The sequence below is a fragment of the Wenyingzhuangia sp. 2_MG-2023 genome (genome assembly GCF_030548295.1).
Taxonomy (GTDB): domain Bacteria; phylum Bacteroidota; class Bacteroidia; order Flavobacteriales; family Flavobacteriaceae; genus Wenyingzhuangia.
Genome location: NZ_JAUOSB010000001.1, coordinates 368,165 through 394,437, shown reverse-complemented (window position 1 = coordinate 394,437; position 26,273 = coordinate 368,165). Strand labels below are relative to the sequence as shown.

23 protein-coding genes and 1 tRNA gene are annotated in these 26,273 nt (G+C 31.7%); 14 read left to right on the top strand and 10 right to left on the bottom strand.

All coding sequences use genetic code 11. The annotated features are described in order from the left end of the window. The first annotated feature begins 308 nt into the window (after positions 1–308). Together Q4548_RS01445 and Q4548_RS01440 are read left to right on the top strand one after the other, a co-directional pair. The gene (locus Q4548_RS01445) at positions 309–1,958 is read left to right on the top strand and encodes an ATP-binding protein (protein ID WP_303450579.1); all 1,650 of its coding nucleotides are present in this window, start codon (positions 309–311) and stop codon (positions 1,956–1,958) included. A gap of 85 nt (positions 1,959–2,043) precedes the next feature. After that, positions 2,044–2,247: a hypothetical protein gene (locus Q4548_RS01440; RefSeq protein WP_303450576.1), complete on the top strand. Its 204-nt coding sequence runs from the start codon at positions 2,044–2,046 to the stop codon at positions 2,245–2,247. Positions 2,248–2,309: 62 nt separating this feature from the next. Here Q4548_RS01440 and Q4548_RS01435 read toward each other — a convergent pair whose 3' ends face one another. The 3 genes from Q4548_RS01435 to nadE all read right to left on the bottom strand — a co-directional run bounded on the left by Q4548_RS01435 (position 2,310) and on the right by nadE (position 8,271). Continuing rightward, positions 2,310–5,870, bottom strand: a complete 3,561-nt coding sequence (locus tag Q4548_RS01435; protein WP_303450573.1) for a T9SS type A sorting domain-containing protein — start codon at positions 5,868–5,870, stop codon at positions 2,310–2,312. A 663-nt stretch (positions 5,871–6,533) separates the two neighbouring features. Then, the gene (locus Q4548_RS01430) at positions 6,534–6,971 is read right to left on the bottom strand and encodes a cold-shock protein (protein WP_303450570.1); all 438 of its coding nucleotides are present in this window, start codon (positions 6,969–6,971) and stop codon (positions 6,534–6,536) included. 511 nt (positions 6,972–7,482) lie between these two features. Then, positions 7,483–8,271 (bottom strand): NAD(+) synthase, encoded by a 789-nt coding sequence (gene nadE, locus Q4548_RS01425; protein ID WP_303450568.1) that lies wholly within the window; start codon positions 8,269–8,271, stop codon positions 7,483–7,485. Positions 8,272–8,330: 59 nt separating this feature from the next. Here nadE and gldB point away from each other — a divergent pair, with 59 nt between their 5' ends. From gldB to Q4548_RS01380, 9 genes are all read left to right on the top strand, one after another. Beyond that, positions 8,331–9,290 carry a gliding motility lipoprotein GldB gene (gene gldB / locus Q4548_RS01420; RefSeq protein WP_303450564.1) on the top strand — a complete coding sequence of 320 codons (960 nt, stop codon included), beginning with the start codon at positions 8,331–8,333 and terminating at the stop codon, positions 9,288–9,290. Positions 9,291–9,342: 52 nt separating this feature from the next. Then, entirely contained in the window at positions 9,343–9,687 is a 345-nt protein-coding gene (gldC, locus tag Q4548_RS01415; RefSeq protein ID WP_303450561.1) for a gliding motility protein GldC, read from the top strand. Between the two features lie 336 nt (positions 9,688–10,023). Then, entirely contained in the window at positions 10,024–11,376 is a 1,353-nt protein-coding gene (locus tag Q4548_RS01410) for a tyrosine-type recombinase/integrase (protein WP_303450558.1), read from the top strand. A 25-nt stretch (positions 11,377–11,401) separates the two neighbouring features. After that, complete coding sequence (locus tag Q4548_RS01405) at positions 11,402–12,136, top strand: Fic family protein (protein WP_303450556.1); 735 nt, start codon at positions 11,402–11,404, stop codon at positions 12,134–12,136. A 5-nt stretch (positions 12,137–12,141) separates the two neighbouring features. Further along, positions 12,142–12,792, top strand: a complete 651-nt coding sequence (locus Q4548_RS01400) for a hypothetical protein (protein WP_303450554.1) — start codon at positions 12,142–12,144, stop codon at positions 12,790–12,792. 85 nt (positions 12,793–12,877) lie between these two features. Continuing rightward, positions 12,878–13,156: a helix-turn-helix domain-containing protein gene (locus tag Q4548_RS01395; RefSeq protein ID WP_303450552.1), complete on the top strand. Its 279-nt coding sequence runs from the start codon at positions 12,878–12,880 to the stop codon at positions 13,154–13,156. 7 nt (positions 13,157–13,163) lie between these two features. Further along, positions 13,164–14,639 carry a hypothetical protein gene (locus Q4548_RS01390; RefSeq protein ID WP_303450550.1) on the top strand — a complete coding sequence of 492 codons (1,476 nt, stop codon included), beginning with the start codon at positions 13,164–13,166 and terminating at the stop codon, positions 14,637–14,639. A gap of 361 nt (positions 14,640–15,000) precedes the next feature. Then, positions 15,001–15,693: a hypothetical protein gene (locus Q4548_RS01385; protein WP_303450547.1), complete on the top strand. Its 693-nt coding sequence runs from the start codon at positions 15,001–15,003 to the stop codon at positions 15,691–15,693. Then, a complete protein-coding gene (locus Q4548_RS01380) occupies positions 15,693–15,839 on the top strand; it encodes a hypothetical protein (protein ID WP_303450545.1) in 147 nt (48 codons plus the stop codon). Before Q4548_RS01385 ends, Q4548_RS01380 begins: the two co-directional genes overlap by 1 nt. Before the next feature lie 265 nt (positions 15,840–16,104). Here Q4548_RS01380 and Q4548_RS01375 read toward each other — a convergent pair. After that, positions 16,105–16,186, bottom strand: a tRNA-Leu gene (locus Q4548_RS01375). A gap of 115 nt (positions 16,187–16,301) precedes the next feature. On the opposite strand from Q4548_RS01375, the gene Q4548_RS01370 reads away from it, so the two are divergent. The 3 genes from Q4548_RS01370 to pth all read left to right on the top strand — a co-directional run bounded on the left by Q4548_RS01370 (position 16,302) and on the right by pth (position 18,549). Next, a complete protein-coding gene (locus Q4548_RS01370; protein ID WP_303450542.1) occupies positions 16,302–17,243 on the top strand; it encodes a ribose-phosphate pyrophosphokinase in 942 nt (313 codons plus the stop codon). Between the two features lie 8 nt (positions 17,244–17,251). Continuing rightward, a complete protein-coding gene (locus Q4548_RS01365) occupies positions 17,252–17,827 on the top strand; it encodes a 50S ribosomal protein L25/general stress protein Ctc (protein WP_303450536.1) in 576 nt (191 codons plus the stop codon). 140 nt (positions 17,828–17,967) lie between these two features. After that, on the top strand, positions 17,968–18,549 hold the full coding sequence (pth, locus tag Q4548_RS01360) for an aminoacyl-tRNA hydrolase (protein WP_408068622.1): 582 nt from the start codon (positions 17,968–17,970) through the stop codon (positions 18,547–18,549). Between the two features lie 33 nt (positions 18,550–18,582). Here pth and Q4548_RS01355 read toward each other — a convergent pair whose 3' ends face one another. The 6 genes from Q4548_RS01355 to Q4548_RS01330 all read right to left on the bottom strand — a co-directional run bounded on the left by Q4548_RS01355 (position 18,583) and on the right by Q4548_RS01330 (position 26,225). After that, positions 18,583–19,032, bottom strand: a complete 450-nt coding sequence (locus Q4548_RS01355; protein ID WP_303450531.1) for a 6-carboxytetrahydropterin synthase — start codon at positions 19,030–19,032, stop codon at positions 18,583–18,585. A 1-nt stretch (position 19,033) separates the two neighbouring features. Next, a complete protein-coding gene (locus tag Q4548_RS01350; RefSeq protein ID WP_303450529.1) occupies positions 19,034–19,792 on the bottom strand; it encodes an enoyl-CoA hydratase/isomerase family protein in 759 nt (252 codons plus the stop codon). A gap of 10 nt (positions 19,793–19,802) precedes the next feature. Continuing rightward, on the bottom strand, positions 19,803–21,134 hold the full coding sequence (locus Q4548_RS01345; RefSeq protein ID WP_303450527.1) for an MATE family efflux transporter: 1,332 nt from the start codon (positions 21,132–21,134) through the stop codon (positions 19,803–19,805). Beyond that, positions 21,121–21,966, bottom strand: a complete 846-nt coding sequence (locus Q4548_RS01340) for a S9 family peptidase (protein ID WP_303450524.1) — start codon at positions 21,964–21,966, stop codon at positions 21,121–21,123. Before Q4548_RS01340 ends, Q4548_RS01345 begins: the two co-directional genes overlap by 14 nt. Positions 21,967–21,968: 2 nt before the next feature. After that, the gene (locus Q4548_RS01335; RefSeq protein ID WP_303450521.1) at positions 21,969–24,719 is read right to left on the bottom strand and encodes a PD-(D/E)XK nuclease family protein; all 2,751 of its coding nucleotides are present in this window, start codon (positions 24,717–24,719) and stop codon (positions 21,969–21,971) included. A 147-nt stretch (positions 24,720–24,866) separates the two neighbouring features. Continuing rightward, positions 24,867–26,225 (bottom strand): OmpA family protein, encoded by a 1,359-nt coding sequence (locus Q4548_RS01330; protein ID WP_303450519.1) that lies wholly within the window; start codon positions 26,223–26,225, stop codon positions 24,867–24,869. Positions 26,226–26,273: the final 48 nt, after the last annotated feature.

Below are 26,273 nucleotides of genomic sequence, written 5' to 3'. Positions count from 1 at the left end.
TGTACAATACAAATATAAATTATTGTACGGTATTTGTACGGCTGTTTGCAAATTAATGAAAACTGTTACAATCTGTTTAAAAGTTAATTTTATTATTAAACCCTTTGTATTGTTGAGTTTATTAGTATTTTTGTGATATAAGGCGGATTTGTGAAGTACGTTGTTTTGTGTTTTTGTATTCTCGGCGTCTCCACAAAAGAATAAAAGCCCCTTACTATTTTAGTAAGGGGCTTTTTTATGGGGGTCAATTTTTTGACTAAGTTTTAATTTACGCTTGAAAATAATGTTTATTTTTAGGTTAAAAATTTATGGAAGAGAATTCTCATTTTGATAGAAAGTCATTAAAACTTGTACAAGGTAAAACTGCTGATTGGGCGGAGTTAGCTAAAGATTGTGTTTGTTTTGCTAATGGTGTTGGTGGAGAAATACATATTGGTATAGAAGATGAAGAAGAATTGCCAGAGGCTTCTCAAAAAATAAAACCCGAATTAGTAGATAAAATAAGTAAGACCATACCACAATTGACTTTAAATGTTGGAATTGTTCCTTCTATAGAAATAGCAGAAAATGGAGGTGAATATATCAATCTAAAAGTACTAAGAAGTAGTCAAACTATTGCTTGTACCTCGAGTGGAAAGTATTATATGCATGTTGCAGATGAGTGTAGGCCTCTTTTACCTGAAGACATGACAAGAGTTGCTTCGGAAAAACAAGCCTTTGTTTGGGAAGAAAAAGTAGTGCGTAAAATTACTTTAGAAAATATAGATTATCAAAAAAGAGATTCATTGTTGTTAGATATTATTAATTCAGAGCGTATAAGTAGTTTTGTAAGAGAAATGTCTAGAGAGGAGCTTTTGGAATATTATCTATTAACCTCAAATGAGCATGTAACAAACTTAGGTGTCCTGTGGTTTGGTACTAGAAAAGATAGAGCGTTATTACATTATGCTCCTACGATTCAGTTTATTAAATATGATGAAAGAGGTAATAAAATAAATAAAAAGCTTTGGGATGATTTTACGAAAAACCCAAAAGAATTATTAAATGAAATTATAGCTCTACCAGATTGGAAAGAATCGATAGAAATATCAGATGGGATTTTTAGAAAAACAATTCCTAATTATGATATTGAAGTGATTAGAGAAATTATAGCAAATGCTTTGGTGCATAAAGTCTATACAATGCGAGGAGATATTTTTATAAACTTATATCACGATAGACTAGAAGTGCATTCACCCGGTAGATTACCTTTGGGAGTTACACCATCAAATATTATTTCTAAATCTGTACAACGTAATCAGCATTTATCTAAAATTTTTCACGATTTAAAATTGATTGAAAAAGAAGGTAGTGGTTATGATAAGGTTTTTGAAATACAATTGTTTAATGGAAAGCCAGAACCTGTTGTAGAAGAGTGGGATGATAGAGTTATTGTGACTTTAAAGAAACAAATAATTAGCAAAGAGGTTGTTAGGTTGATGTCTAATGTTAATGATGAGTTTAATTTAAACCAAAAAGAGATTATAGCATTAGGTTTAATTGCTCAAAGTGGTATGTTAACATCTATAGCGTTATCAAATAAATTGTGCTTAAGAAATAATGATTCTTTAAAGTATTGGATGGGTGATTTACTTAAAAATGAAATTGTCTTAAGTAAAGGAAAAACAAAGGCTACCGAATATTATTTAAATCCAGAACTCTTAAAAAATGTAGATTTCAAAGGAAAAACAGATTTAAAGAAAATAGAGCCACATCGTTTAGAGCACCTCATTTTAGAAGATTTAAAAATATACGCACCTTGTTCTATTGGTGATATCCATCAAAGGATAGGATTAGAAATTAATAGACGAAAAGTAAAACGAAAGCTTGATGAAATGATTGATAATAAGCTTATTAGTTTAGAAGGTGAAAAAAGGGGGACGAAATACTTTATCGACCAAAATGCTGTAAATAATTAACGATTGGTCGATAACCGGTCGATAACTAGCTAGTTTATTTGTTTTTACTCTTCCAAAAGAAAAAAATAATAAAGCTAAAACAAAGGTGATATTAGTTAAATATAATCCAGGAGGTTTTCAGATACTAGGGTACTTAAGAACGATGACTTTTTCGCTAGATTCAGAAAAATATCAAGAAAAGATGAGGTTGGTAAACTATTTATCTAAGCAAGGTTTAGATTATTTTAACACACCTATACCAGACTATTTAAAAAAAGGAAAAACACGAAATTATTTATTGATGTATTAAAGATGTTTTCTTTAGAAATAAAACCCCTTACTATATTTTAGTAAGGGGTTTTTATTAAGTCTCTAGTTTTTTATAAACTTAACATAGCTACCTTTTGAGTTTACTAGTATGTAAAGTCCTTTTTTTAGGCTTGATACATCTATAGAAGTACTTGTATTGATGTTTAATAATTTCTGACCTAACATATCGTAAACAGTATATTCATCTTTAATGTTTTTAGATAAAAACAAAGTGTTGGCCACAGGGTTAGGGTAGATTGTTAATGAGTTTTGTTTAATATTATCCACAGCTAATGATGATTCAACAATAGTAACGTCTGTAAATTCTAAAGTGACAATAGGAGTGTTAGCTGCATCTTTGGAATCTATTCTTGTGCGGATTCTATATTTTTGATTGTTGGGCAAGTTTTCTGAAGTTACAATTCCACTGGGAATGGTAAAGTTAAATGTATTAGTAGCTTCTTTTAAAGAGTAGTTTGCGTTTACATTTGCTCCAGGTGCAACTGCACTAATGTATGCGTTTGTTGTTTCTGTGGTAATAATCAATCCGTACTGAACAGATTGAATAGTTTCTGTAGGTTGTACGCGATATGAGATAGTTTGAGAAGTTGTTTCATTAAGTTCAAATTCTGTGTCGGAATTTGTATCCCAGGTAACAAAATTACTTCCTGCCTCAACAATGATAACATCTGTAAATTCTAGTGCAAAATGATCTGTTCCTGAAGCATCTTTGTAAGAAACTCTTGCTCTTATCTGATATTTTTGATTGGCTGGTAAATTGGCAGAGGTTTTAATTCCTGAAGGTATGGTAAAGTTAAAATTTCTAGTGTCGGTTGTTAAAGAATTATTTCCTACTACGTCTGTTTGTGGGGCTACAGCGCTTATGTAGCTGTTGTTGGTTGCGTTTACAATTAACAAACCAAATTGAATAAACTGAACTTGGTCTGTAGTTTGAAGGTTGTATGAAATGGTTTGAGAAGAAGTTTCTTCTTCTTCAAATTGTGTATCCCTATTCGTGTCCCAAGTAATGTTGTTGGGAGCAACAACGGTAACAGGAGTAGTTTCTACAGTGTAATTGCTAGCGGATTCTCCTTCTTTTGCAGAAAGAATAGTTCTGATTACGTATTGCTGTCCTTCGGGTAAATCTTCGGAGGTTTTAATTCCTGTAGGGATCGTGTATTGAAATTCTTTTGTTTCTCTCTGTAAGATGTTTTTTGCATCAGAAGGAAATGCTTGTGGTTTTATCACTTCTACAATAGTATGATTGGTAATGTTGGTGATGAACAATCCAAATTGAGTGTATTCTGGGGTTTGACTAGGAAGAACATTGTAAGTAAGAGTTTGATTTGTAGTTTCTCCAATACTAAATATGGTATTGCTATTGGTGTCCCAGCTAATTTCATTTTCTGTAATGGTTTTGTAGATGGTTACAGGGCTTTGGATGGTTGTAAAAGTATCCGATGAATTACCAGATAAACGTGTCGCTAATTTTACCTGTATAATGTATTGTTGTCCTTCAGGTAATTCGTTTGATGGAGCAATAGTTGTTGGAATATCAAAGTCAAATGTTTCCGAAGCTATGGCTGGAGAACTAGAGTCTGAAGGATTGCTTTGCGGTCCTACTTCTGTAACTACGTTGGTGCTTGTGTTTAAAATAGCCAAACCAAATTGTGTATAACTAATTGTTTCATTGTCTGCACGGACTCCATAATTAATAGTTTGTTGAGTAGCTTGTCCTGTGTTGAATTCTTTGCATTGGTTTGTGTTCCATGAAATGTAATTTTCATCTAAAGCTCTAAATTTCCATTTGGCATTGTTGCCTAAGACTACGGGTGCTCTTCTGCCTGTGTTTGGATCAACAAATTTTCCGGGAATCATTTTAATAGCAATGGTATCTGTAACGGCAATTGCTGATTGTCTCTCGTTTCCACCAGGTAATATAACATAGTTGTCGTTTTCTTTTAGGAGATTCCAAAAGGGTAGCTTTTTAATTTCTGATAAAACTAGTCCGCTATAGTTATTTTTTGCAAAAGGATATAAATCAGGTAGGTTGTTTAGGTTTCCAAAAAGATTGCTTTCTGTAAAGGGAATTGCTAGTTCTAGATAATTACCTGTTGTTACATTTTGAATGTTGTAAGTAAAAGGAGGCACAAAAGTAATTTCCCAACTTGAATTGTTTTCTATTGTGTTTGATGTAATTAATCCACCATCAATATCAGAAGGAATTATATTTCCACCTGTTTCAATGTTTACAATTTCATAAATACCATTTGCTAATAGTTGTTTTGGTTCTTCTACATAATTAATAGTTCTTCTTGCGCTAGGGAAATCAATAACGCTTTCGGAGTCTCCTTGTTTTAAATTTACTTCAAAAGTTCCAGTTTCAGCTCTGTCTAATCCTGTGTTGTTTCTTACAATTATGTTTTTTGAGTAAAATTCTCCAGTTCTATCAGGATTACTTCTTGGGGTTATGGGTTCGTCTGTAGCGTTTTCATAATAGGTTAAATTTATAAATGGACTTCCTAATTGTGTAGAAGCATTTGTAAAATTGTTGTTTTCAATGGTGATATTGTTAGGAGCGTAAGCGGATAAAAAAAATTGAATTTCTCCATTGATGGTGTTGTTGGCAATTAAAATATCGTTTACAATTTGTAGTTCTCTATCAAAAACTAAGACTTTGCTGGTTGCGTCTCCTATGCTGTTAAAAATATTATTGGTAATGGTAAAATTGCTAGAGAATTCTTCTATGTGTATAAGATCTACGATTCCAACATTGTCATCAAATAAATTATTGTTTAAAATTAGGTTGGCACCACGAGAAGATGCTCCTAATCCGGTATTTATAAAATGACACTTTTCTACGGTAGAACCGCTATGGTCCCAAATCATTGGATACGATGTGTTTCCTGCATCAAAAGAAATGGCTCTGTCATTAAATTCAATATTGGTTCCAGAAGCGGGAGTACCACCTGGAGTATTTCTTACAGAAAAAGTACAATTTGTCCATTCTACTTTAGGATGAGAATCTACGTTTCCTTTACGATCAAACCAAAAACCAATAGTGTTAAAGTTTAAAAACGAAACGTTGGTGAACTTTCCTTCAATACCGTTTCCTACTCTTACTTGATAGCCTCCTCCAGAAACTTCTACGTTGTTGAATTCAATTCCTGTATAAATTATCTTATCAGGTTTGTTTACATTGTTGTAACTACCATGAATCATATTTAAAAACACGCTATATTTAGCTCCGTTGATTCTTGTTAAGGATAGGTTTTTAATTTTAATATCGTTAGACGCAAAATTAATTTGACGACAATTTATAAACTTAGTCGCAATATTGCTATTGTCTGCTCCGTGACCTGAAAGATTTACTACATTGCTGTTAGTTGTTCCTTGTAAAGTAATGGCTCTTGGGAGATTTACTACCTTATCTTCTAAATCGTATTCTGGTGAATTGAATTGGATAATGGCTTCAGGATTTGCTTTTACTAGTCGGGTTATTTCGCTAGCAATTGTTGCTGATGTGTTGCGTTCGGTGTCAAAATTAACAATAGTTTGAGCATTGGTTTTCAAAAAACTCATCAGTGTAAAAAGGGCTATAAATACATTTTTAATTTTTTTCATGAAGTGATTTTAAGTGATTGTTGTTAGGTGCTAAATAATTGAGCTAAAACAGTGAGTCACGAAGCTACTTTGAGCATGAGAATTAACGTGAAATTATAGCTAGACAAAAACTAGATGATGTTGTAACGAGATAAAATTTGATATTGTTTGTTAAATTCAAGTAGTGGTTGAATCTGTTTTTAGGAAAGGTTTGTCAAATTAGAGAAATATGGGTGATAAGTGACTTTTGGTTAGTTTTTTAACAGAATAAGCTGTCTTTCTAAAATTAAAAAGATGTTTTTGATAGACTTCTATCGGTTTTTAAAGAACTCGATTTCACCTGAACATTTGCAAAGATTCCTTTTTTGATGGTTTTTGAAGTGATAATTGGAGGTGATTTTTTTAGTGTTTTATCTTTGTGAATTTCTGAAAATTTAGAATATAGAATACTGTTGGTGTTGTGTTCCAAAACCCAAAATCGGAGCTTTCATCAAAAATTAAGAATCAATTGTCTGAGCTTTGCATTGTCTTAAATAATTTTACCCATTATATAAAGGAGTTTTTAAATGTGCTTCAGGCAACATTAATATTGGTTCATTTTATGTGGTTTAAGCATAAAAAAGAAACCCCCAATCTATATGAAATAGATTGGAGGTTTTAAATATTTATTAGACTTGTAGTTAATTAAGCAACAAACAATTTTACTTTTACAGCCACAAGACCCTTAGGTCCCTTTTCTGTTTCAAAAGAAACTTTATTTCCTTCTTTAATAGTACCTTCAACATTGTTAATGTGTACAAAAAAGCTTTCACCTGTTTCTTTTTGATCGATAAATCCATATCCTTTATCTTTGTTAAAGTTGTTTACAATTCCAATTTTAACAGGATCTTCTTGCTCTAAATCTTCTTTTTTAGGAGTACTAATTTGAATTTCATCCAAAGAAACTTCTTCTCTAATTAAAGATTCTGGTTTTTCTGTAGTCAACTGTCCATCTGCACCCATGTACATAAATTCAGCAGTTTTTTCTCCAGATAATTTTTGTTGTTCTTTGCGTGCCGCTTTATCCTTACGTTTTTTGTCTCTTTTCTTTTCTCTTTCTTTTTTTTCAAAGCTGTCTGCCATGTACTATCTAGTTTAAAATTGTTAATTGAGTATTCAATTGTATGCAAAGATACCAAAAGTATGACTATGTCTACCTATTTTGTACTTAGGTCGTGTTTTTGGTAAGGTATTTTTAATTTAAAACGAGGACTATTGGTAAGATCAACTACTAATTGTCTGATTTTTGCCTCGTCTTCTATAGTTCTACTTATACCATAAAGTAGTTTGTTAAGCTCTATTTTTGCATCTTTTTCCTCGGTAAATTGTCTTTTGTACAACATGATATTGTTACGCTTGTTGTGGTTAAATTATGTTCTAATAAGGTTTTGTCTATAGTTCCCAAAGAATGACCTAAAACCAAAGTGCCGTAATTCTTAAATTTATTTAAAGTCTCTATGTGTAATTGTCGTTTTTATCCTTGTAATTTGACGAGTCTGAAACGGTATTGATGTGAAAATCTAAAGATAAAATAAAAACCCTTTAAAATTTTTATAATTATAAAGAGCTTTAGCTTTTTAGGTGTTTGTTATTCTTATTTCCAGGTTTCTGGAATTTCGCAAACAGGAATTTCTAGCATTTTGTGTTTGTTTGCGTTGTTTAGTTTGGTATAAATGGCATACACTTCTTTTTCTCTTCCTTCAAAATCATTCAATAAAGAACCTTTGTCTTGTTGTTTCATAGCCCATTCTAATTCATCGTAACTAGCACCTAATTGGTCTTCGTCAGTACGGCTGTCTCCAAACAAACCATCGGTAGGGGCTGCTTTTTGTATTGTATTTGGCACTTCTAAATAAGCTCCCAAAGCAAATACTTCACTTTTCATTAAATCTGCAATTGGGCTAATGTCTACACCACCATCTCCGTATTTGGTATAAAATCCAACTCCAAAATCTTCTACCTTGTTTCCTGTGCCTGCCACTAAGCTACTGTGCAATCCTGCAATGTAATATAGTGTTGTCATTCTTAAACGAGCTCTAGTGTTGGCCAAGGTCAAATTTAAAATGGTTTCGTTATCAGTAGTGGGAACTGCAGTTTTAAAAGTTTCAAAACTTTCTGTCAAATCTACACGTTCTCCGCTTACGTTTGTAAATCTTGCTTTTAGTTGAAGAATGTGTTCTTGAGCTCTATTTACTTGATCTGGATGTTGGTGAATTGGCATTTCTACGCAAACTGTTGGCAAGCCTGTGCGAGCACATAGTGTAGAAGTTACGGCAGAGTCTATTCCGCCAGAAACACCTACCACAAATCCTTTCACTCCTGCTTGTGTTGCGTATTCTTTTAACCAAGCAATGATATGTTCTGCGATCTTTTGAATTTCCATGTTCCTTATTTCTTATTTTTGTTGTGGTTAACACAAATTTACTTAAAATAACTTACAGAATGAAACAGTGGAGTTGCTTATTGTTGGTTTTGGTCATGCTATTTGCTTGTACATCAAACTCTAAAACAGAACAAGAAATAGAAAAGATTCAGGTAGATACCCAGTTTGCCTTATTCCACGATGCTTTGTTTACGTCGTCTACAGATAATTTAAAAGCGTTGAAAAAAGATTATCCCTATATGTTCCCTGTTCAAATGCCTGATAGTTTGGTGATTGGTAGGATGCAAGACACGCTACAGTTGTTTTTGTATAAGGAGGTTAAAAAAGTTTATGGTGATTTTAAAACTCAAAAATCAGAGATTGATGATTTGTTCAGGCATATTAAATATTATGAAAAAGATTTTAAAACACCTGTAGTGGTTACAGATCTTACTGGGGTTTCGTATCAAGATCGAGTCTTGTATGCCAACAATATGTTGTTAATTTCTTTGGATATGTATTTGGGTAAAGAACATGAGGTTTATAGTGGTTTTGCCATGTATTTGGCAGAAACATTCACTCCAAAACACTTGTCAACGGCCATTGCTCAGAAAATTATTGAAACGCAATATCCTTTTGATGATAATAGAACTTTTTTAGGACAGATGGTTTTTGAAGGTAAAAAATTATATCTGTTGGATTTGTTTTTACCCAAAGTTTCAGACGAAATTAAAATGGGGTATTCAGAAAAAAAGATGCATTGGCTTAAAGAAAACGAAGCTGGAGTTTGGAGTTATTTTATCAAAAATGAATTGTTGTTTAGTAACAAACCTACGTTAAAGCAACGGTTTATAGATGTAGCTCCTTTTTCTAAATTTTATACGTCTGTAGATAAAGATTCTCCAGGGGGTGTTGGTAAGTATTTGGGATTGCAAATTGTAAGGTCGTATCAAAAGAAACATCAAGTATCTATAGATCAGTTGATGAAAATGGATGCAGAAAAAATTCTGAGAGATTCAGGTTTCAAACCTCAAAAATAGGATTCGTTAGCTCAGTTGTAATTTCTATCTTTGCAACCTAAATAAGAACAATATGGCAATAGTACATAAATCAAAAATAGAATTTGAAATAGGGTTGGATGAAAATAAAATTCCAGAAACAATTCACTGGTCAGCAACGGATGGAGGTGTTACCAAAGATGAGGCAAAGTCAACAATGATTGCTGTTTGGGATGGAAAAGAAAAAGAAACTTTGTACTTGCCTTTGTGGACTAAAAAAATGCCTGTAGATGAAATGAAAGTGTTTTTTCATCAGACATTGGTACAAATGGCAGATACTTTTGAAAGAGCAACTAATGATGAAAAAATGGCCGCTACCATGCGAGATTTTTGTGAGTATTTTGCAGAAAAATTAGAATTAGAAGATAAGACGAAATAGAATTGAATCAAAAAACCTCAGCAATTGCTGAGGTTTTTTGATTGTATAGTGTGTAAGTCTTGTTTTAAGATGAAATTTCGAGGGTTTTTTTATTAAAAAAACCTCAATCACTTTATTTTTAAAGTGTTGAGGTTTAGTGTTGTACCTAGGGCGGGAATCACCAATAGCGATTTTAATCAATCTTAAAAAATCTAAAAAAACATACAACCCCAGTAATAACAAGGCTTAACAGCTAATTGGATTTAATGCAATTTAATAAGATTTAAAAAATGTGGGGACTATGTGGGGATTATGTGGGGACTGTTGTATCTTTAGAATACAGTAAAGTAACCCAATATGGCTAGTATAACACCTTTTATAAAAACCAAAGGAAAAACCTCAACAATCTACGTAAGATTAAGAAGCGGACGAACACACGATTACACAATTTCTACAGGGTTAAATATTGATGTAAATAAATGGAATCCTAAAACCAAAAGACCTAAAGAATCAACCGCCGATTTAAAAAACCTTAAAACTGTTTTAGATGCTTTAATTAGCCACATTCAAGCAGAATTAAACAATATATCTATACAGGGTTTAGAACCCTCTAAAAAATGGCTAGAAACTGTTTTTAATAAGTTTGCAAACAAAGAAGAAAAACAGCAAAACGCAAGTATTGACTATTGGATTAAATTTGTAATTGACAATCCACACTTATTTGAAAACAGCATAGGCGAAAAAGGTTTATCTAAAAACAGAATTAAGCAATTAAATACTTTGCTGAATGTTTTTAAAAAATATCAAAAAAACCACGTTTATAAAATTGTTGAGATAGACCAATTCTTTTACGATAACTTTATTCATTGGCAAATTAGCAAAGAGGGTTATAGTCATAACACAGCAAAAAAATATTCAGATGATTTAATTGCTATTGGTAGACACGCAAGACGTTATAAAATACCAGCTTCACAGGAATTAGATTACATCAAAAGAATTAAAAGAAGAAACCCGAAACCTATTGTTTTAGAAAACGATGAGATACAAAGCATAATAAAGCTAGAAATCACAAACGAAAGGCTTTTAAATACTCGTAAGTGGTTCTTATTAGGTTTGCAAATGGCACAAAGAGTAAGTGACTTACTACCACTTACAGAAGACAATATAAAGTACCACCCCGATTTAGATGGGGAACTAACAAAGTGTTTTGTATTCACTCAAAAAAAATCACAAAACACAAAAGAAATTGTGATCCCAATTGATGAGGTTATTGAGCAAATAATAAAAAACGGTTTACCTACTCCATTATCCGAACAACGATTTAATGAGTATTTAAAAGAAATTTGTAAACTGGCTGAAATTAACAAACCTACGGACGGGGCAATTACTCAAATTGTAGAAATTAACGGTAAAAAATGTAAACGTAAAATAGAGGGGGTTTTTCCTAAATGGCAATTAATAACCTCACACACGTTAAGAAAAACAGCAACAACGCATTATTATCAAGTTTTCGGATCTCAAGTAAAACACATTACAGGACACAGCAAAGAAGAAACCGTAAACATCTATGTTAATCAAGATAGAAGCCGAAAACTATCACAGGTTAAAAAAATGAGAAACGAATACAACCAATTGCAAAAAGTAAAAGAAGAACTACAAAAAAGTAATAAAGTACAAATGACTGTATTAAAAACAGGAACTAAAATTTAACTTTATCAATTCATAAACAATTACAATGAACCCATATAAAGAAATAGATCAACTTAAAGACCGTTTAAACGAATATCGTAAAACAGAACACCCAAAGGTTACAAAGGCTTTAGAAATAGAATATACATACGAGAGCAACAAAATAGAGGGAAACACTTTAACCTTACAAGAAACTGCTTTAGTAATTGAAAAGGGGTTAACCGTTGGGGGAAAAACTTTAAACGAACACTTAGAAGCCATTAATCACACCCAGGCGATTGACTATATTAAAGAACTAGCCAAAGAAAAAAACAATATTAGCGAAAGGGATATTTTACAAATTCACAGTTTAATATTACAAGGCATAGACAAACCCAATGCAGGAACTTACAGAAAAGTACCCGTAATTATTAGTGGGGCAAAGCACATACCACCGCAACCGCTTTTAATACCTCAACAAATGAAAGATTTGTTTGTATGGTATAACCAAAACAAAGAAGTGTTACACCCTATTGAACTATCCGCAGAAATGCACGAAAGATTAGTAACCATACACCCTTTTATAGATGGAAATGGTAGAACCTCACGTTTGTTAATGAACCTTATTTTATTACAAAACGGTTATCCTATTGCTATTTTAAAAGGAGACGACCAAAGCCGTTTAAGTTATTACAATGCCTTAGAAATTGCACAAACGCAAAACAACAAAGAGGTTTTTATACAACTTATAACAAGCACCATAAAAGAAACCATTAACCGAATTTTATCAATTTTTGAGTAAATAATATGGATGATATAGACTTCAACGACCACAAGCATACATATCTAAACTATAAAAATACAATAGATAAAATACCATTTCCAGATAATATTTATAAAAATTTAAACAATCAACTTTCAGACCCTAAATTTATTAAACTTTGTATGAGTGATTTTTTTTATGACAAATACATAAGACATATTAATAACAATAAAATAGAAAAAAGAGTAAATGAATATATTTTACAAAATAAAAAAACAGGAGAATTAAAAGAAAGTATACTTTACCATAAAAAACCATTCTTAGAAAAATTAGATAATTTACTAAGTGAATTAAACGGTATTTCTGAAGATAAAAAAAACACATCTAAAGAGAAAGTAACAAATTTACATCCCTCAATTTTTGAAGATGGTGCTTTTGAAATATTTGAAACATGGATAAATAAACAATTTGAACCCGATCCTATAAAAAACATTAGTTTTATTTTTCAAAAACTAAAAGTTGAAAACAAACTTAGAACTAAAGACTTTAAAGGGCTTTCAAATTGGGCATTAGATAAAAAATATATCGAACAAAATACTTTTGACATTCTACAAACAAACGGTTGTTTTTTAAGCCCTAGCAAAATACTCACAAAGGGTAGAATTAAGACCTACAATAGTATTATAGCAGTTTAAATAAAACGGCGAATTTCGCCATAAAACAGCCATAGAACGCCGTTTAAACAAACCCAATTTTGTCTCATAATTAAAACCAATAGTTATGAGCACAACTCAACAAATTCAATTTATTCAGGTAAACCCTGAACAACTACAAAACGCAATTACTGAAAGCGTTAAACAGCAAGTTTCGGAACTTAAAAAATATTTTACCGAACCTGAAGAACTACTTACGAGGGAAGAAACCGCCACACTTTTAAAAGTGGATAAGTCTACCTTATGGAATTGGCAAAAGCAAGGAAAACTTATTCCTTATGGTTTACAAGGACGTGTATACTACAAGCGTTCCGATATTATGAAAGCTATTGTTAAACTAAAATAACAAGGCTATGAATAATAAAGAGAACCATATTCAAAGCCTTGTAAATAATGATGTTGATTTAAACTTGCAAAGTAAAGATACAAAAATAAAACCTTTACAGTTTTGGGTATTTAAAAACTCAAAGCCTATCATAAACGCTGGTTTATTAACTGATTTTTTAGAACTAAATAATTTTAGAACCCTATCCATAAAAGGCTACAATGAGACTGTAAAATTTGAAAACAACATAGTTACTATTTACACACCTCAACAAATTTATAATTTTGGTTTAGAGTATGTTAAAAGACAAAAAAACGATATTCTAAGAAACGAATATATAAAGATTGTTGAAAGTATTATAGTTAGTAAAAAAGCCACCCTAGGAAGTTTAAAAACACTTGAATTAAAACCTTTTAAAGATACTAGAGAGGTTGCACTAATTTGTTTTAAAAATGGCTTTACAGTAGTGTTAAATGATACTATCAATTTTCATAACTATTCAAAACTCAACAAACTTATACCAGGTTATTTTATATATGAAAGTCAAATTATAAAAAGGAACTACAACAAAAACACAGACTATAAACAGGCTCAATTTTATGAGTTTACAAAACTAATAACAAACAGCGAAAAACATTTTTTAAACGTTGTTACTGCATTGGGTTATTTGCTACACAAGTATAAAAATCCTAGCATTGCAAAAGCCATTATTTTAAGTGATATACTTAGTCAAGCAAGTAACACCGCTCAAGGTAGAAGCGGAAAAGGAATATTAATACAGGCATTGCACCAATTTTTAAACATTGCAGAATACAACGGCAAAAACGTTGATTTGTCAAAAGATAAATTTGTTTTCCAGTCAATAACATTATTAACAAATTTATTTCTACTTCAGGACGTACAACAGTCTTTTAATTTTGAGGATTTATTTGCAGTTCTTACAGACAAAATGAGTATTGAACGTAAACATCAAGTCAAAATAATCTTAGATTTTATTGATAGTCCCAAAATTGCCCTAACTACAAACTACACCATTAACAACACAGGCGGAAGCTTTACAGACCGTAAACATTTGGTATTTATTAACAATTATTTTAACAGCTTACATAAACCCGAGCAACATTTTAAGAATCTTTTTTTTAGTGAATGGGATCACAAAGAATATGAGTGTTTTGATGCTTTTATGATATACTGTATACAAACATATTTAAACCATGGTTTAGTTGAGTATAACAGTCCTGAATTAGAAAAAAAGAGTATTGAGAACAACACATCTAAAAGTTTTGTTAATGCCATGGAAACACATTTTAACAAAACAGATGAGTATTACAACATAAAAGAGCTTGCAAAATTTGTTGATGAGGTTGTAAGTATGGAAACTAGAACCAAAAGTAAAACAATTGTTAAATGGTTAAACGTATGGGCTACATACAAAGGATTAACACTTGAAAAACGTTTAAGTTCGGGCATCACAAAGTTTAAATTACATCTACTAAAATCGTAGATGTAGTAGATGTAACAAGCTTTTAGAACAACGTTTTTTATGTTTTTTATAAAACTGTTTAAAACCTAACTAAGCAAAAGACAATTTACATCTACTAAACAAGAAGTAAAAAAATTTACATCTACTTAAACAAACTCAGTATTTAAAAGGCTTTATATACACTTTGTAGATGTAGTAGATGTATTTTATAAAAGTTACTCACGTGAGAGATATTTATATATAGAAATAGTTTTTCGATTTACTTCTACTTAATCTACTCAACATACATAAAAATGTTTCCCAATTTCAAACCTCGAGCACCTTAATTTTTTAATGGTACTCAAAACAAACACATTTAATTTTAATTTATAACACCATAAAAATGAACACAAAAGTTTATAATTACTCAACAGAGTATAACAATTTAATAAATTCTTTAAGCACCGTTAAAAACATTTTAGACGATGCAAAAACAGAATTAAAAAAACAAAGAGTTTCAATACCCCTAAATTACGAATCTTTAAAAGAGGGTAACTTTGTTGAAATATTCTTAAACTATCACAAACAAGAATTACAAAACGATCCCGCAAAACCAACATTTGAAAAATATTTAGATTACAGAGGTTTGACAGATGTAAGTTTGCAAAAATTAGAAAACACTTATAAAGGCTGGTTAAATTTCAAAAAAGATTTCTACAAGTATAATAATGCGTTTTACTTTTTTTGCGAATACAGAAAACAAGATCCTAAATACGGTAATTTACTATCTAAAGCACCAGCTAAAAAAACGTATTGCCTCTTTGACTTTATAACAATCAAAAAAGATAATTTTAAAATTCAAGTTCCTGAAGATCCGTTTAACGTTTATGTAAACAATACTCAACTAAAATTTATTGATAATGTTAAAAAGTTTGTAGAAGTATCTAAATCTTTAAACTTAGACTATAAATATATTAAAGCTCCAATAGAGCCATATTTATTAAAAAGTGATATGTACAACACTAACCAAGTTGGTTTATCAAGAGATTTAAACGAAATTAATTTTGACTACAGTAACATCTTAACAATTGAGTAATGCCAGATAAAGAATATAAAATTATAAAAGAGTTAAAAGCTCAAGACTTACATGATAAAATTAACGATGAAGCCAAAAAAGGATTTCATGTAAAAGGGAGTTTATTAGTTTTCAATGATTATTTAACGGTTTTAATGGTTAAATAAGATTTGTTGTTTATTTGTATTAGTTTGAAAAGGCGTTTCTTAATTGAAACGCTTTTTTTATATAGTAACAATTTATATAACAGGGTTTAAATGTGTGCAAAGCATATGCATAATGCCATTTGCAACCCATTGAGCGTATAAATATGACGTTTTTACAGTACCTAAAAGTTTAAAACACAAAAATAGTATGTGGGGACTATGTGGGGATTATTTTAATAAAAAAACCTCAATCACTTGATAGTCAAAGTGTTGAGGTTTAATGTTGTACCTAGGGCGGGAATCGAACCCGCACTTCCGAGGAAACTGGATTTTGAATCCAGCGCGTCTACCAATTCCGCCACCTAGGCAATTAATTATTGGTGGTGCAAATGTAAAAAAAATTCAACATAATCACAGCTTTCAACCAAAAAAAATTCTATTTTTGCCAAGAAATAAATTCTACCAACAACAACACAAATACAAATGTCTGTAAATCAATTAACTCCAAAGGTTTTTGCTTGTTCACAAAGTACTGAATTGGCTAAATCTATTGCAAAACATTACGGAACTGAACTAGGTGACTTGACCGTAGCTAGATTTAGTGACGGTGAATTTCAACCTGTAATTAACGAAACAGTAAGAGGAAGAAGGGTGTTCATTATTGGATCTACTTTTCCTAACTCAGACAACTTGATGGAGTTGTTATTGATTTTAGATGCTTGTAAAAGAGCTTCTGCAAAACATATTACTGCAGTAATTCCTTACTTTGGATGGGCACGTCAAGATAGAAAAGATCAACCTCGTGTAGCTATTGGTGCAAAAATGGTTGCCAATTTGTTAGAAGCTGCTGGTGCAACTCGTGTGATGACTATGGATTTACACGCAGGACAAATTCAAGGGTTTTTTGAGAAACCAGTAGATCATTTATATGGTTCTACTATTTTCTTACCTTACTTAGAAAGTTTGAATTTGGAAAACTTAACTATTGCTTCTCCAGATATGGGAGGTTCTAAAAGAGCTTATGCTTATGCTAAGTACTTAAAAAGCGATGTAGTTATCTGTTACAAACACAGAATAAAAGCCAATGAGATTTCTCATATGGAATTAATTGGTCAAGTAGAAGGTCAGCATGTAGTCTTAGTTGATGATATGGCAGATACTGCTGGAACATTGACAAAAGCGGCAGACTTAATGATGGAAAGAGGAGCTTTAAGTGTTAGAGCTATTGTTACACATTCTATACTTTCTGGCGATGCTTATGAGAAGATAGAAAACTCTAAACTGTTAGAATTTATTACTTCTGATACTATTCCATTAAAAAAAGAAAGTTCTAAAATAAAAGTGTTATCTTGCGCTCCCTTATTTGCGGAGGTAATGGATAAAGTTCAGAACTTCAAGTCAATTACGGATAAATTTATCATTTAATATATATTATGAAATCAATTACAATCAAAGGATCTCAAAGAGAAAGCGTAGGTAAGTCAGCGACTAAAGCCTTACGTAATGCTGGACAGGTACCTTGCGTTATATACGGAGGGGACAAAGTTTTACACTTTTCAGCAGATGAAAAACAATTCAAAAACTTAGTGTACACTCCAAACGTATATACTGCTAAGATTGAAGTAGACGGTAAAACAATTGATGCTATCTTACAAGATATTCAATTTCACCCAATTCATGACAGAATTATACACGTAGATTTTTATCAATTACAAGATGATAAGGAAATTTCTATGAATATTCCAGTTAATTTGGTTGGTAACTCTAAAGGTGTTATTGCTGGTGGAGCTTTACGTCAAAATTTACGTAAACTAAAAATCAAAGCTATTCCTGCTAACTTGCCTGATTTTATTGAGGCTAATATTACAGAATTGCAAATTGGTAACAAATTATACGTTTCTAAATTAAGAAACGATCAATACCAAATCTTACACAATGACAATACTGTTGTTGCTCAAGTAAGAATGTCTCGTAACGCTGCTAAAGCTGCTGCTGAAGCTACAAAATAAGACATTTAAAATTATTAAAAAGGGCGTTACCAAAAAGTAACGCTCTTTTTTTATGGTATAATCTTATCTTTGTTTCAAAAAACACAATGGGATTCTTTTCCAAATGGTTTCAACCCAAACAACTTTCTAACGTAGATCCGATGAAGAAATTTTTAATTGTAGGACTAGGAAATATTGGTTCTGATTACGAAAACACTAGACACAATATAGGCTTTAAAATTGTAGATGAATTGGCCAAACAGCAAGAGTCTTCATTTTCTACAGAAAAGCTTGGTGATGTAGCGGTATTTAAATTTAAAGGAAGAACTTTTATTCTTTTAAAACCTTCTACGTATATGAATTTGAGTGGGAAATCTGTGAAATACTGGATGGATAAAGAAAAAATTCCACAAGAGAATATTTTGGTCATTTCGGATGATTTAAATATTGATTTTGGAACTTTTCGCCTAAAACCCAAAGGAAGTGCAGGAGGGCACAATGGTCTAAAGGATATTAATGAAAAATTGGGGAATCAAAACTACGCACGTTTTAGGTTTGGAATTAGTGCTGTGTTTGGGAAAGGGAAACAAGTAAATTATGTTTTAGGAGAGTGGAATAAAGAGGAAGAACGTTATTTTCCTGAATTGTTAGACAAGTCTGCACAACTCATCCTTTCTTTTGGAACGGCTGGAATTGGAAATGCCATGAATGAGTTTAACGGAAAACAAGTAGATGACATTTAAATGTTCTCCGTTTTATATAAAAAATGTAATGATTTATTGATCACTTGCATACCATTCTGCAAAAGAGCTTTCGGTTTCTTGCAGTTTTAAAGAGTGTAATTCAATATTTTCAGGAAGTCTATTTTTAATTTTTTCTGCAAAATCTAAAATCATCATCTCACTTGTTGGTTGGTAATCTACCAGAATTACGTTGTGACCTCTGTCTTGTAATTCTTTAGCCAACTCTACGTGTGGAGTGTTTTTATTAAAAACAGTCGCATGATCAAACACATCTTCCACCTCTGATTTTACAATACTTTTTAAATCGGTAAAATCAATCACCATTCCATTTTTAACATGATTTATATCTTGAATAGGAGAACCAATCACTGTTACGTACAATTTGTAACTATGACCGTGTACGTTTCTACATTTCCCATCGTAACCATGCAATGCATGCCCTGTTTCAAAATCAAACTTTTTAGTAATTCTTATCTTCTTCATCTTATTTATTTTTAAACTGTGACAATGCCTTTTTTGTTTCCTCAGACAGTACCAATTCTCCACTAATTCTAGCTCTTTCTATCAATAATTGCTCCCAAGATTCTGTTCCATTCCACAATACCTTTTTTAATTCATTTAAAGCAATTGGGTTGTAGTTCGATAATTGTATCAAGTGTTGAGATACTTTTGTTGATAATTCTTCTAAACTATCTACTGTCTGATAAAACAAGCCTGCCTTTTGAGCCCATTCTGCTGTTTTCCATTCCGTAGGATTTAAGGTCAATTCTGAAAAATTATTCAATCCAATCTTTCTAGATACCGCAGGCTCTATCACAAAAGGGCCAATTCCAATACTCAATTCAGACAATTTGATACTTGCTGATTTTGTAGCAAATACATAATCACTTGCAGCTGCAATACCAACTCCACCTCCAACGGTTTTTCCTTGAATAGAAGTGATTACTAATTTTCCACAAGTTCTTATTGCATTGATAACATTTGCAAATCCAGAAAAGAAGGCAGTCCCATTTTCTAAATTGTTAATTTGTAACAACTCGTCAAAAGAAGCACCAGCACAGAATGCTCGCTCTCCCTTACTTTTCAAATGAATCAATACGATATTTTTATTTTTTCCTAATTCTGAAATTGCAACAGTCAATTCTTTCAATTGTAAGCTGTTTAAAGAATTGCTTGCAGGATTAAAAAATTCAATCTCAGCAATCTTATCTTGTACTCGTGTATTTACATAAGCTGATTCCATAAAATTCTTTTTAATAAAGATTCAATTTTAATAATTTCACAAACTTTATACGCAAAAGTAAGGCTCTAAATAACATCCAAACTAAAAATGCGATCCAAATTGCATAAATTTTAAAATCAAAATAGTCTAAGATCAACAATGTGGGAACAAATCCTATAAAAGTAGCGATCAATTGTGTGTTTCTTAATGTTTTAGCTTCTGCCATTCCTTTGTACACATCGTCATAAACAAAAGCAATAGCGTTTAGTGGTTGCATGATTAGAACCATCCAAAAAAACATTTCAAAAGTAGCAATCACCTCTACATCGTTTGTAAATATTTGCCCTATATATGGGTACATGATGAAAAAGATAAAACTTAAAGACACCGATACTACAAGCGCATATTTGGTGATGATTTTTACCAGAAGAGCCAAGTCTTTGTAGTTTTTTTCTCCTTTAAATTTTCCTGCAATAATTGCAGATACACTAGCATAACCATCAATAAAGAAAGCGAAAAACAACCAAATTTGGAACGCAATGGTGAAAGCAGCAATGTATTTAGATCCGTATTTTGTTGCATAAGCGTTGGATAGAATTAAGCTAGTATTCAACGCAATTGTTCTCACCAACATGTTTAGTGAAATGCTGATCATTCTTTTTAATTCGGGATGAATTTTCCATTGAATTTTTAATCTGAAAGGTGTTTTTAGAAACAATAAAATCAATGCTAAAACAGACATTACAAGTTGAGCTATCAAACTAGCCCAAGCTGCTCCTTCAACATGCATTGCTGGAATCCATCCTTCAATTCCGTAAACCAATATAAAATCCAATCCTATATTTAATACTGCTCCAATAGCACTAATCACCATGGGCCAAAATGTATTCTGTAAGCCTCTGAAAATGGCAAATACAGACACAATAAACAAGAGAAAAGGAAAACCTAAGGCCCTAATTCGGTAATACGAAATGGTGTATTCCAACACCAAATCTTCTGCATGGTACCATTTAAAAATAGATACGGTTGCAAAATAGGTAATTGCATATACCAAAGTTCCTAGCACAATGTTAATTCCAATCATTTGCGCTGGCAAACCCATAATCTTATCCAATTCTTTTTTCCCTAAATATTCAGCAACCAAAGCGGCAATAGCAACTTTACTTTGTGTAAAAACCCAGCCTAGAGTGGCAATAAAAGACCCTGCAATTCCCACAGCAGCTAATGCCTCTTTGGCATTAAGAGAGACATTACCCACCACGGCAGTGTCCGTTAAAGAAAGTATGGGCTCTATAACTCCCGAAATAATTGCAGGCACAGCAATGCTATTGATATGCTTGAATGATAGCTTAGGATTGCGCATGTATAAAATCAATTGTTTTTTGAACCACTTTTTTCAAATCTTCTGGCATTTCTTTCTCTGTATAAGGCTGAGAGCATCCTAAAGAATGATTCATTTTTTCTATCCAAACCAATGTACTCTTAGGATTCCATTTGTGTACATTTTCTGACTCTACAGGTAGCACAACTTCGTCATTGGTTCCGTGAATCAACAAATGATTTGCATTTAAATTTTGTGCTGTTTTTTGAATATTGAATCTTTCTTTATTCTGAACATAATCTTTGTAAAATGAAATATAATGAGGCATTTTTTGTTTTGTCCTTCCATTTACCACATAACCAACACCTCTAATTTTCCACCACCAAAGTTTGAATCCTTTTGGAAATCTTGCTTCTAAATCTGAAAGACCTGCCCAAGAAACAACATTCTTGATTCTGGAATCTTCTCCTGTTTTTAGTGTAACAACCCCACCTCCTCTAGAGTGACCAATCAATGTGATATTTTCTGTGTCCAATTGATCAGCAAATTCTTCTTGGTTGACAATGAAATCTATTACAGATTGTAAATCATCCAGTTCTTTGGTGTATGAATTTTGACCAAAAGCTTTCAAATCAGGGAAATCTATTGGTTGTTTTACGGTACCTCCACTATGCGAAAAACTAAACTTTACAAAAAAGAAATTTTGTTTGGCAAATTCCGTAGCCATCAAATTCCAAGCTCCCCAGTCTTTGTAACCTTTGTAGCCATGGCAAAAAATTACAATTCCTTTTTTCTGATTATTTTTAGTGTAATGTATGTCCGTTAAAATAGGTTTTTGATGCAGTCCTGCTATTTGAATATTTTTATGAACCATATTTATGCTTCTTTTTTAAATTTTCGATCAATATTTTCTACAAAAGTAAGTTTGTTGTCTAGAATCTCATCAATCATAGTCAACAAACTCATTTTAAACGATTCGATATGTGCTTTTGTGATTGAATGCTCTTTCTTGTATGTTTCTGAAAAATTCATAGCTAAAAATCCAGCTTTTAAGTTTTTGAAGGAATAAATCCCCGCTTGTAACTCCATCTTATCAACCTCCAAATTTTGAGTAGTACTATACAACAACATATAGGTCATTACTTGAACTATTTTATGGTATTTGTAATCTGAGGTTGCTAAAGAAATATCACTTAGTTTTAAATCTTTTGCTTCTACTTTTCCTGTTTTGTAATCAACAATTCTGCGTACTCCATTTACTTCATCTACTCTATCTATCTTTCCTCTCAAAGCTATTTGATGTCCGTTAGGTGTTGTAAATTGAACATTACAATCTGTTTCTAGTTCTTTAACGATGATTTCTTTACCTGCTTGAATTTCATTCAACTCATTATTTAAAAAGTTCAATACAAATTGTTTGGCAACTTCAAAAATCAATTTGTTTTTTCCCGTGGTTATATCTCCTTCTTTAAAATGTTCTCTAAACTTTTCTGAAACCATTTTAGTAGCATTGGTTTTCATGTCTAGAATATCGTTAGGAATCAATATTTTATTCAAATAGGGTTGATATAAAAACTCTAAAGAATCATGAACAATAGTTCCCAAAGTGTTGTGTGCAACTTCTTCTTCAACCTTGTCTGTTTCACGAATTTTTAATACCATTTTTTGATAAAATTCCCAGGGATCGTTCATGTACTCTGTAATTCTACTAGGGGAGGCTCCTTTTTTAAAATAGGTAAAAAGAGCTTCCATCACTTTGGGTGTTTTTTCTATTTCTTTAGTTCTATGATCATTTTCATTTGTGTTAGAAACTACATTCTGATATGTAATTTCGTCTTCTTTATCTAGCATCAACTGGGTTAAGAAACGACTCATTTCACCACCACCAAAATCATCCGTTTGTGTATTGTATAACAAATAAATGTTTTCGGCTCTTTGTATCAATCGGTAAAAATGATATGAGAAAATAGCATCTTTGGCCAAATAAGTAGGCATTTTAAAATGTTTTTTTACTTCAAAAGAGATGAAGGATCTTTCACTTTTTCCAGAGGGTAAAACTCCCTCATTCACAGAGGTTAAAATTACGTTCTTAAAATCTAGACAACGAGTTTCTAACATTCCCATCAATTGCATCCCTTCTAAAGCTTCACCTCTAAAATCAACCGTTTCTAAAGGAATCAGTTTCTTAAATACTTTGTGTAAAACTTTAAAAGTATCTATATAACTATATTGATTGTTTAAGTTGATAATCTCTTGAAAAACTTTTCTGTATCCTTCAACATATAATAACTCAATTCCCTCTAATTTTTTATTTAAAAAATCTAGAAATTCAATAATTTTTTGGAGAAAAGTAGACACATCATCTTTTAACAAAAATAAATTTGAAAGAGAAATTTCAATCTTAGAGTCTTTAAAAAAAGTAGACATCATTTCTTCAGAAAGAAAAACCAAATTATTTTTAACAATATTCTGGATTATAGAGTTTAGTTTGTTTTCAGTCACCTTGTTAAGGTAAGGGTGCCTTAAAAAAGATAAAACATCTTTGTAATAAAATGCATTTTTTCCTAATTTTTGTTTGTTTAAATGGAGCTCAAATAAAGATTGAAATAAGCCCGAAAGTGGAATGTTACTAAGAGAATACCCCATAGTAATGTTTACTTTTTTTACTTCTTCTGGAATTGAATTTAACACCACAGGCAACAAAGATTCTTCTGCCAATACCATTGCAGTTTCTTTAGGGTCTAAATCTTTCCCTAAAAAAGAGCTAACTGCCTTAATTCCTGTAACATTTAAGGAACTACCCAGTACCCGAATGTTCTTTTTTTGTTTGAAGTTAGAATGTATCCAGTTTTTTCTGTCTTCGTTTTTTAAACAATCCCATTCATTAAAAAAAATTCGAACAAAAGTACCTGCTTCGTGTTTGCCGTCAAAGTAATAACTATCAATATCCCAATAAATGTGGTTGTGTTCCTTGTCTAAAAAAAGATTAAAAATCTTCTCTTCAGCTTTGTTCAATGCATTGAAACCTATAAAATAAAAAATTTCATCATCATGATTATTAAGATATTCTTCACATTTATGATAAGCTTCACGATAAATCAATCCTTGATAACCTGATTTCTTTTGTTGTAAAACCTTGTTTAGTTCTTGGTAGTACACGTGCAAATCTTCCACAAAACTCATATAGTTTTTAATGGTGGGAGTAGTCTCATCTTTTTCTGGAGACCAATCCTTTATTTTTTGGATGTCTGTTAAATAACTAAAAATTTCATCAGCCTTTACTAAGTGTCTATCTATTTCGTTAAAATCTTGAATAGCAATTGTTGCCCAGCCTATAAATCTCTCAAAAGTATCTAACTGATTCTTTTTACAGTGCTTTTTATATACATGAAACAATTCAAAAACCAAGGAGACTTGATCCATGCTTTCTATTTCTGAAATTTCTTTGATGAACTTCTCAATACTGATTATTTTAGGTAAAAAAATAGCTTTTCCTATTGACTTGTTTTTTAAAGCTTCTTTTAAATAGATTCCAGCTCGTTCACTGGGGAGTACACAAATAATATTTTTAAAATCTGTATTCCTATTTATAATAGCTTGTGCTGTTTCTTGTAAGAAAGTTTCCATAGATTTTTAAGAAAACCGCTTGCTCTTTTAGCGGTTATTAATAGCAATGATAAAGATATAACTTATCTATTTATTACAACAGTAACATTAGGGCATAAAAAACCCCGCTAGTTTTGCGGGGTTTTTAATTGTTGTAAGATTGATTCTTTAATTTCTTTTCAGAACAAGTATAGAAACTTCAACCCTTCTGTTTTTAGCCCTACCCTCAGTAGTTGTATTTGTTGCTATAGGCATAGTTTCTCCAAAACACAGAACATATAATCTAGACCTGTCAATTCCTTGATCAACGATGTATTGAGCAATAGATTCAGCTCTTTGTTTTGATAATTTCATATTGAAACTAGCCGCTCCAACACTATCAGTGTGTCCTTCTACATACAATCCGGCAACTTTAGATTCATCTTCTAATAACATTTTAACAATATCATTTAGTTTTTCTTGGACACTATGTTCTATTGCAATTGCACCAAATTTAAATTGAATAGTTTGAAGTTGTTTTCCCTTTAATTTTAAATAATTAGCAGCATCAGAATCTGACAAACTTAATGCTTCTGGTTCAGGGCATCCTTCATTTTCTTTAGGACCTGCTATTGTTGGACACTTATCAATGTCATCAGCAATTCCATCGTTATCTGAATCAGGGCATCCTAAAGTTTTGCTAGAACCTGCCAACTCAAGGCATTTATCTATTTTATCAGGAACACCATCATTGTCCTGATCTTTTTCTTCAGGACAGCCAAATAATTCTTGAGTACCTGGTGTTTCGGGACATTTGTCTTCTTTATCAATAACTTCGTCGCCATCTAAATCAGGACAACCATTCATTTTTTCAGAACCTGATTCTTCAGGGCATACATCTTCTTTGTCAGGAACACCATCTTTGTCTTTGTCTTTTGCTCCGAATTTGTATACCAAAGAAATAGCGTGTTGAAAATGGTAATCTCCAACACCTTTTACTGTAGCAATACTAGATGTTCCAAATAGAGAGCTTGACTTGTAATTTGTTTCAATATTTAATCCTAATACATCATTAAACCAAATATTGAATCCCAAACCTCCTAGTAAAGGTATGCTCATGTCATTCCCATCAACCAATAACAAACCAGCACCTAACTTTGCATAGGGGTCAAACCACCCTGTTTTTCCTATAATGTTGTTGATGTCATATCTTACACCAAGATCTCCAGATAAATAATTCAAATCATCCAAAACTTCCGAATCTCCATATTGTTTTTTTAACTTATTGTAAGCCAAAGCTAAATCTAAAGTAAAGTTCTTATTTAAATAACGAGTTATAAAGACTCTACTAAAAAACGGGAAGGTATTTGTGTCTGTAAAAGGGTTTAAATAATCATTAGCAAACTGATCTCCAAATAGCGAAATAGTATACGGAGATATATCTACGGTGTTGATACCGATACCAGCAGACCATGGTTTCAATTTGTCTTGGGCATAGTTTTGCAAAGAAATAATGACCAAGAAAAGAAGTGTTAATTTTTGTTTCATTTCAGTTAAAAGTTAGATTCTACTTGTATAAATATAAAAAACAAACTA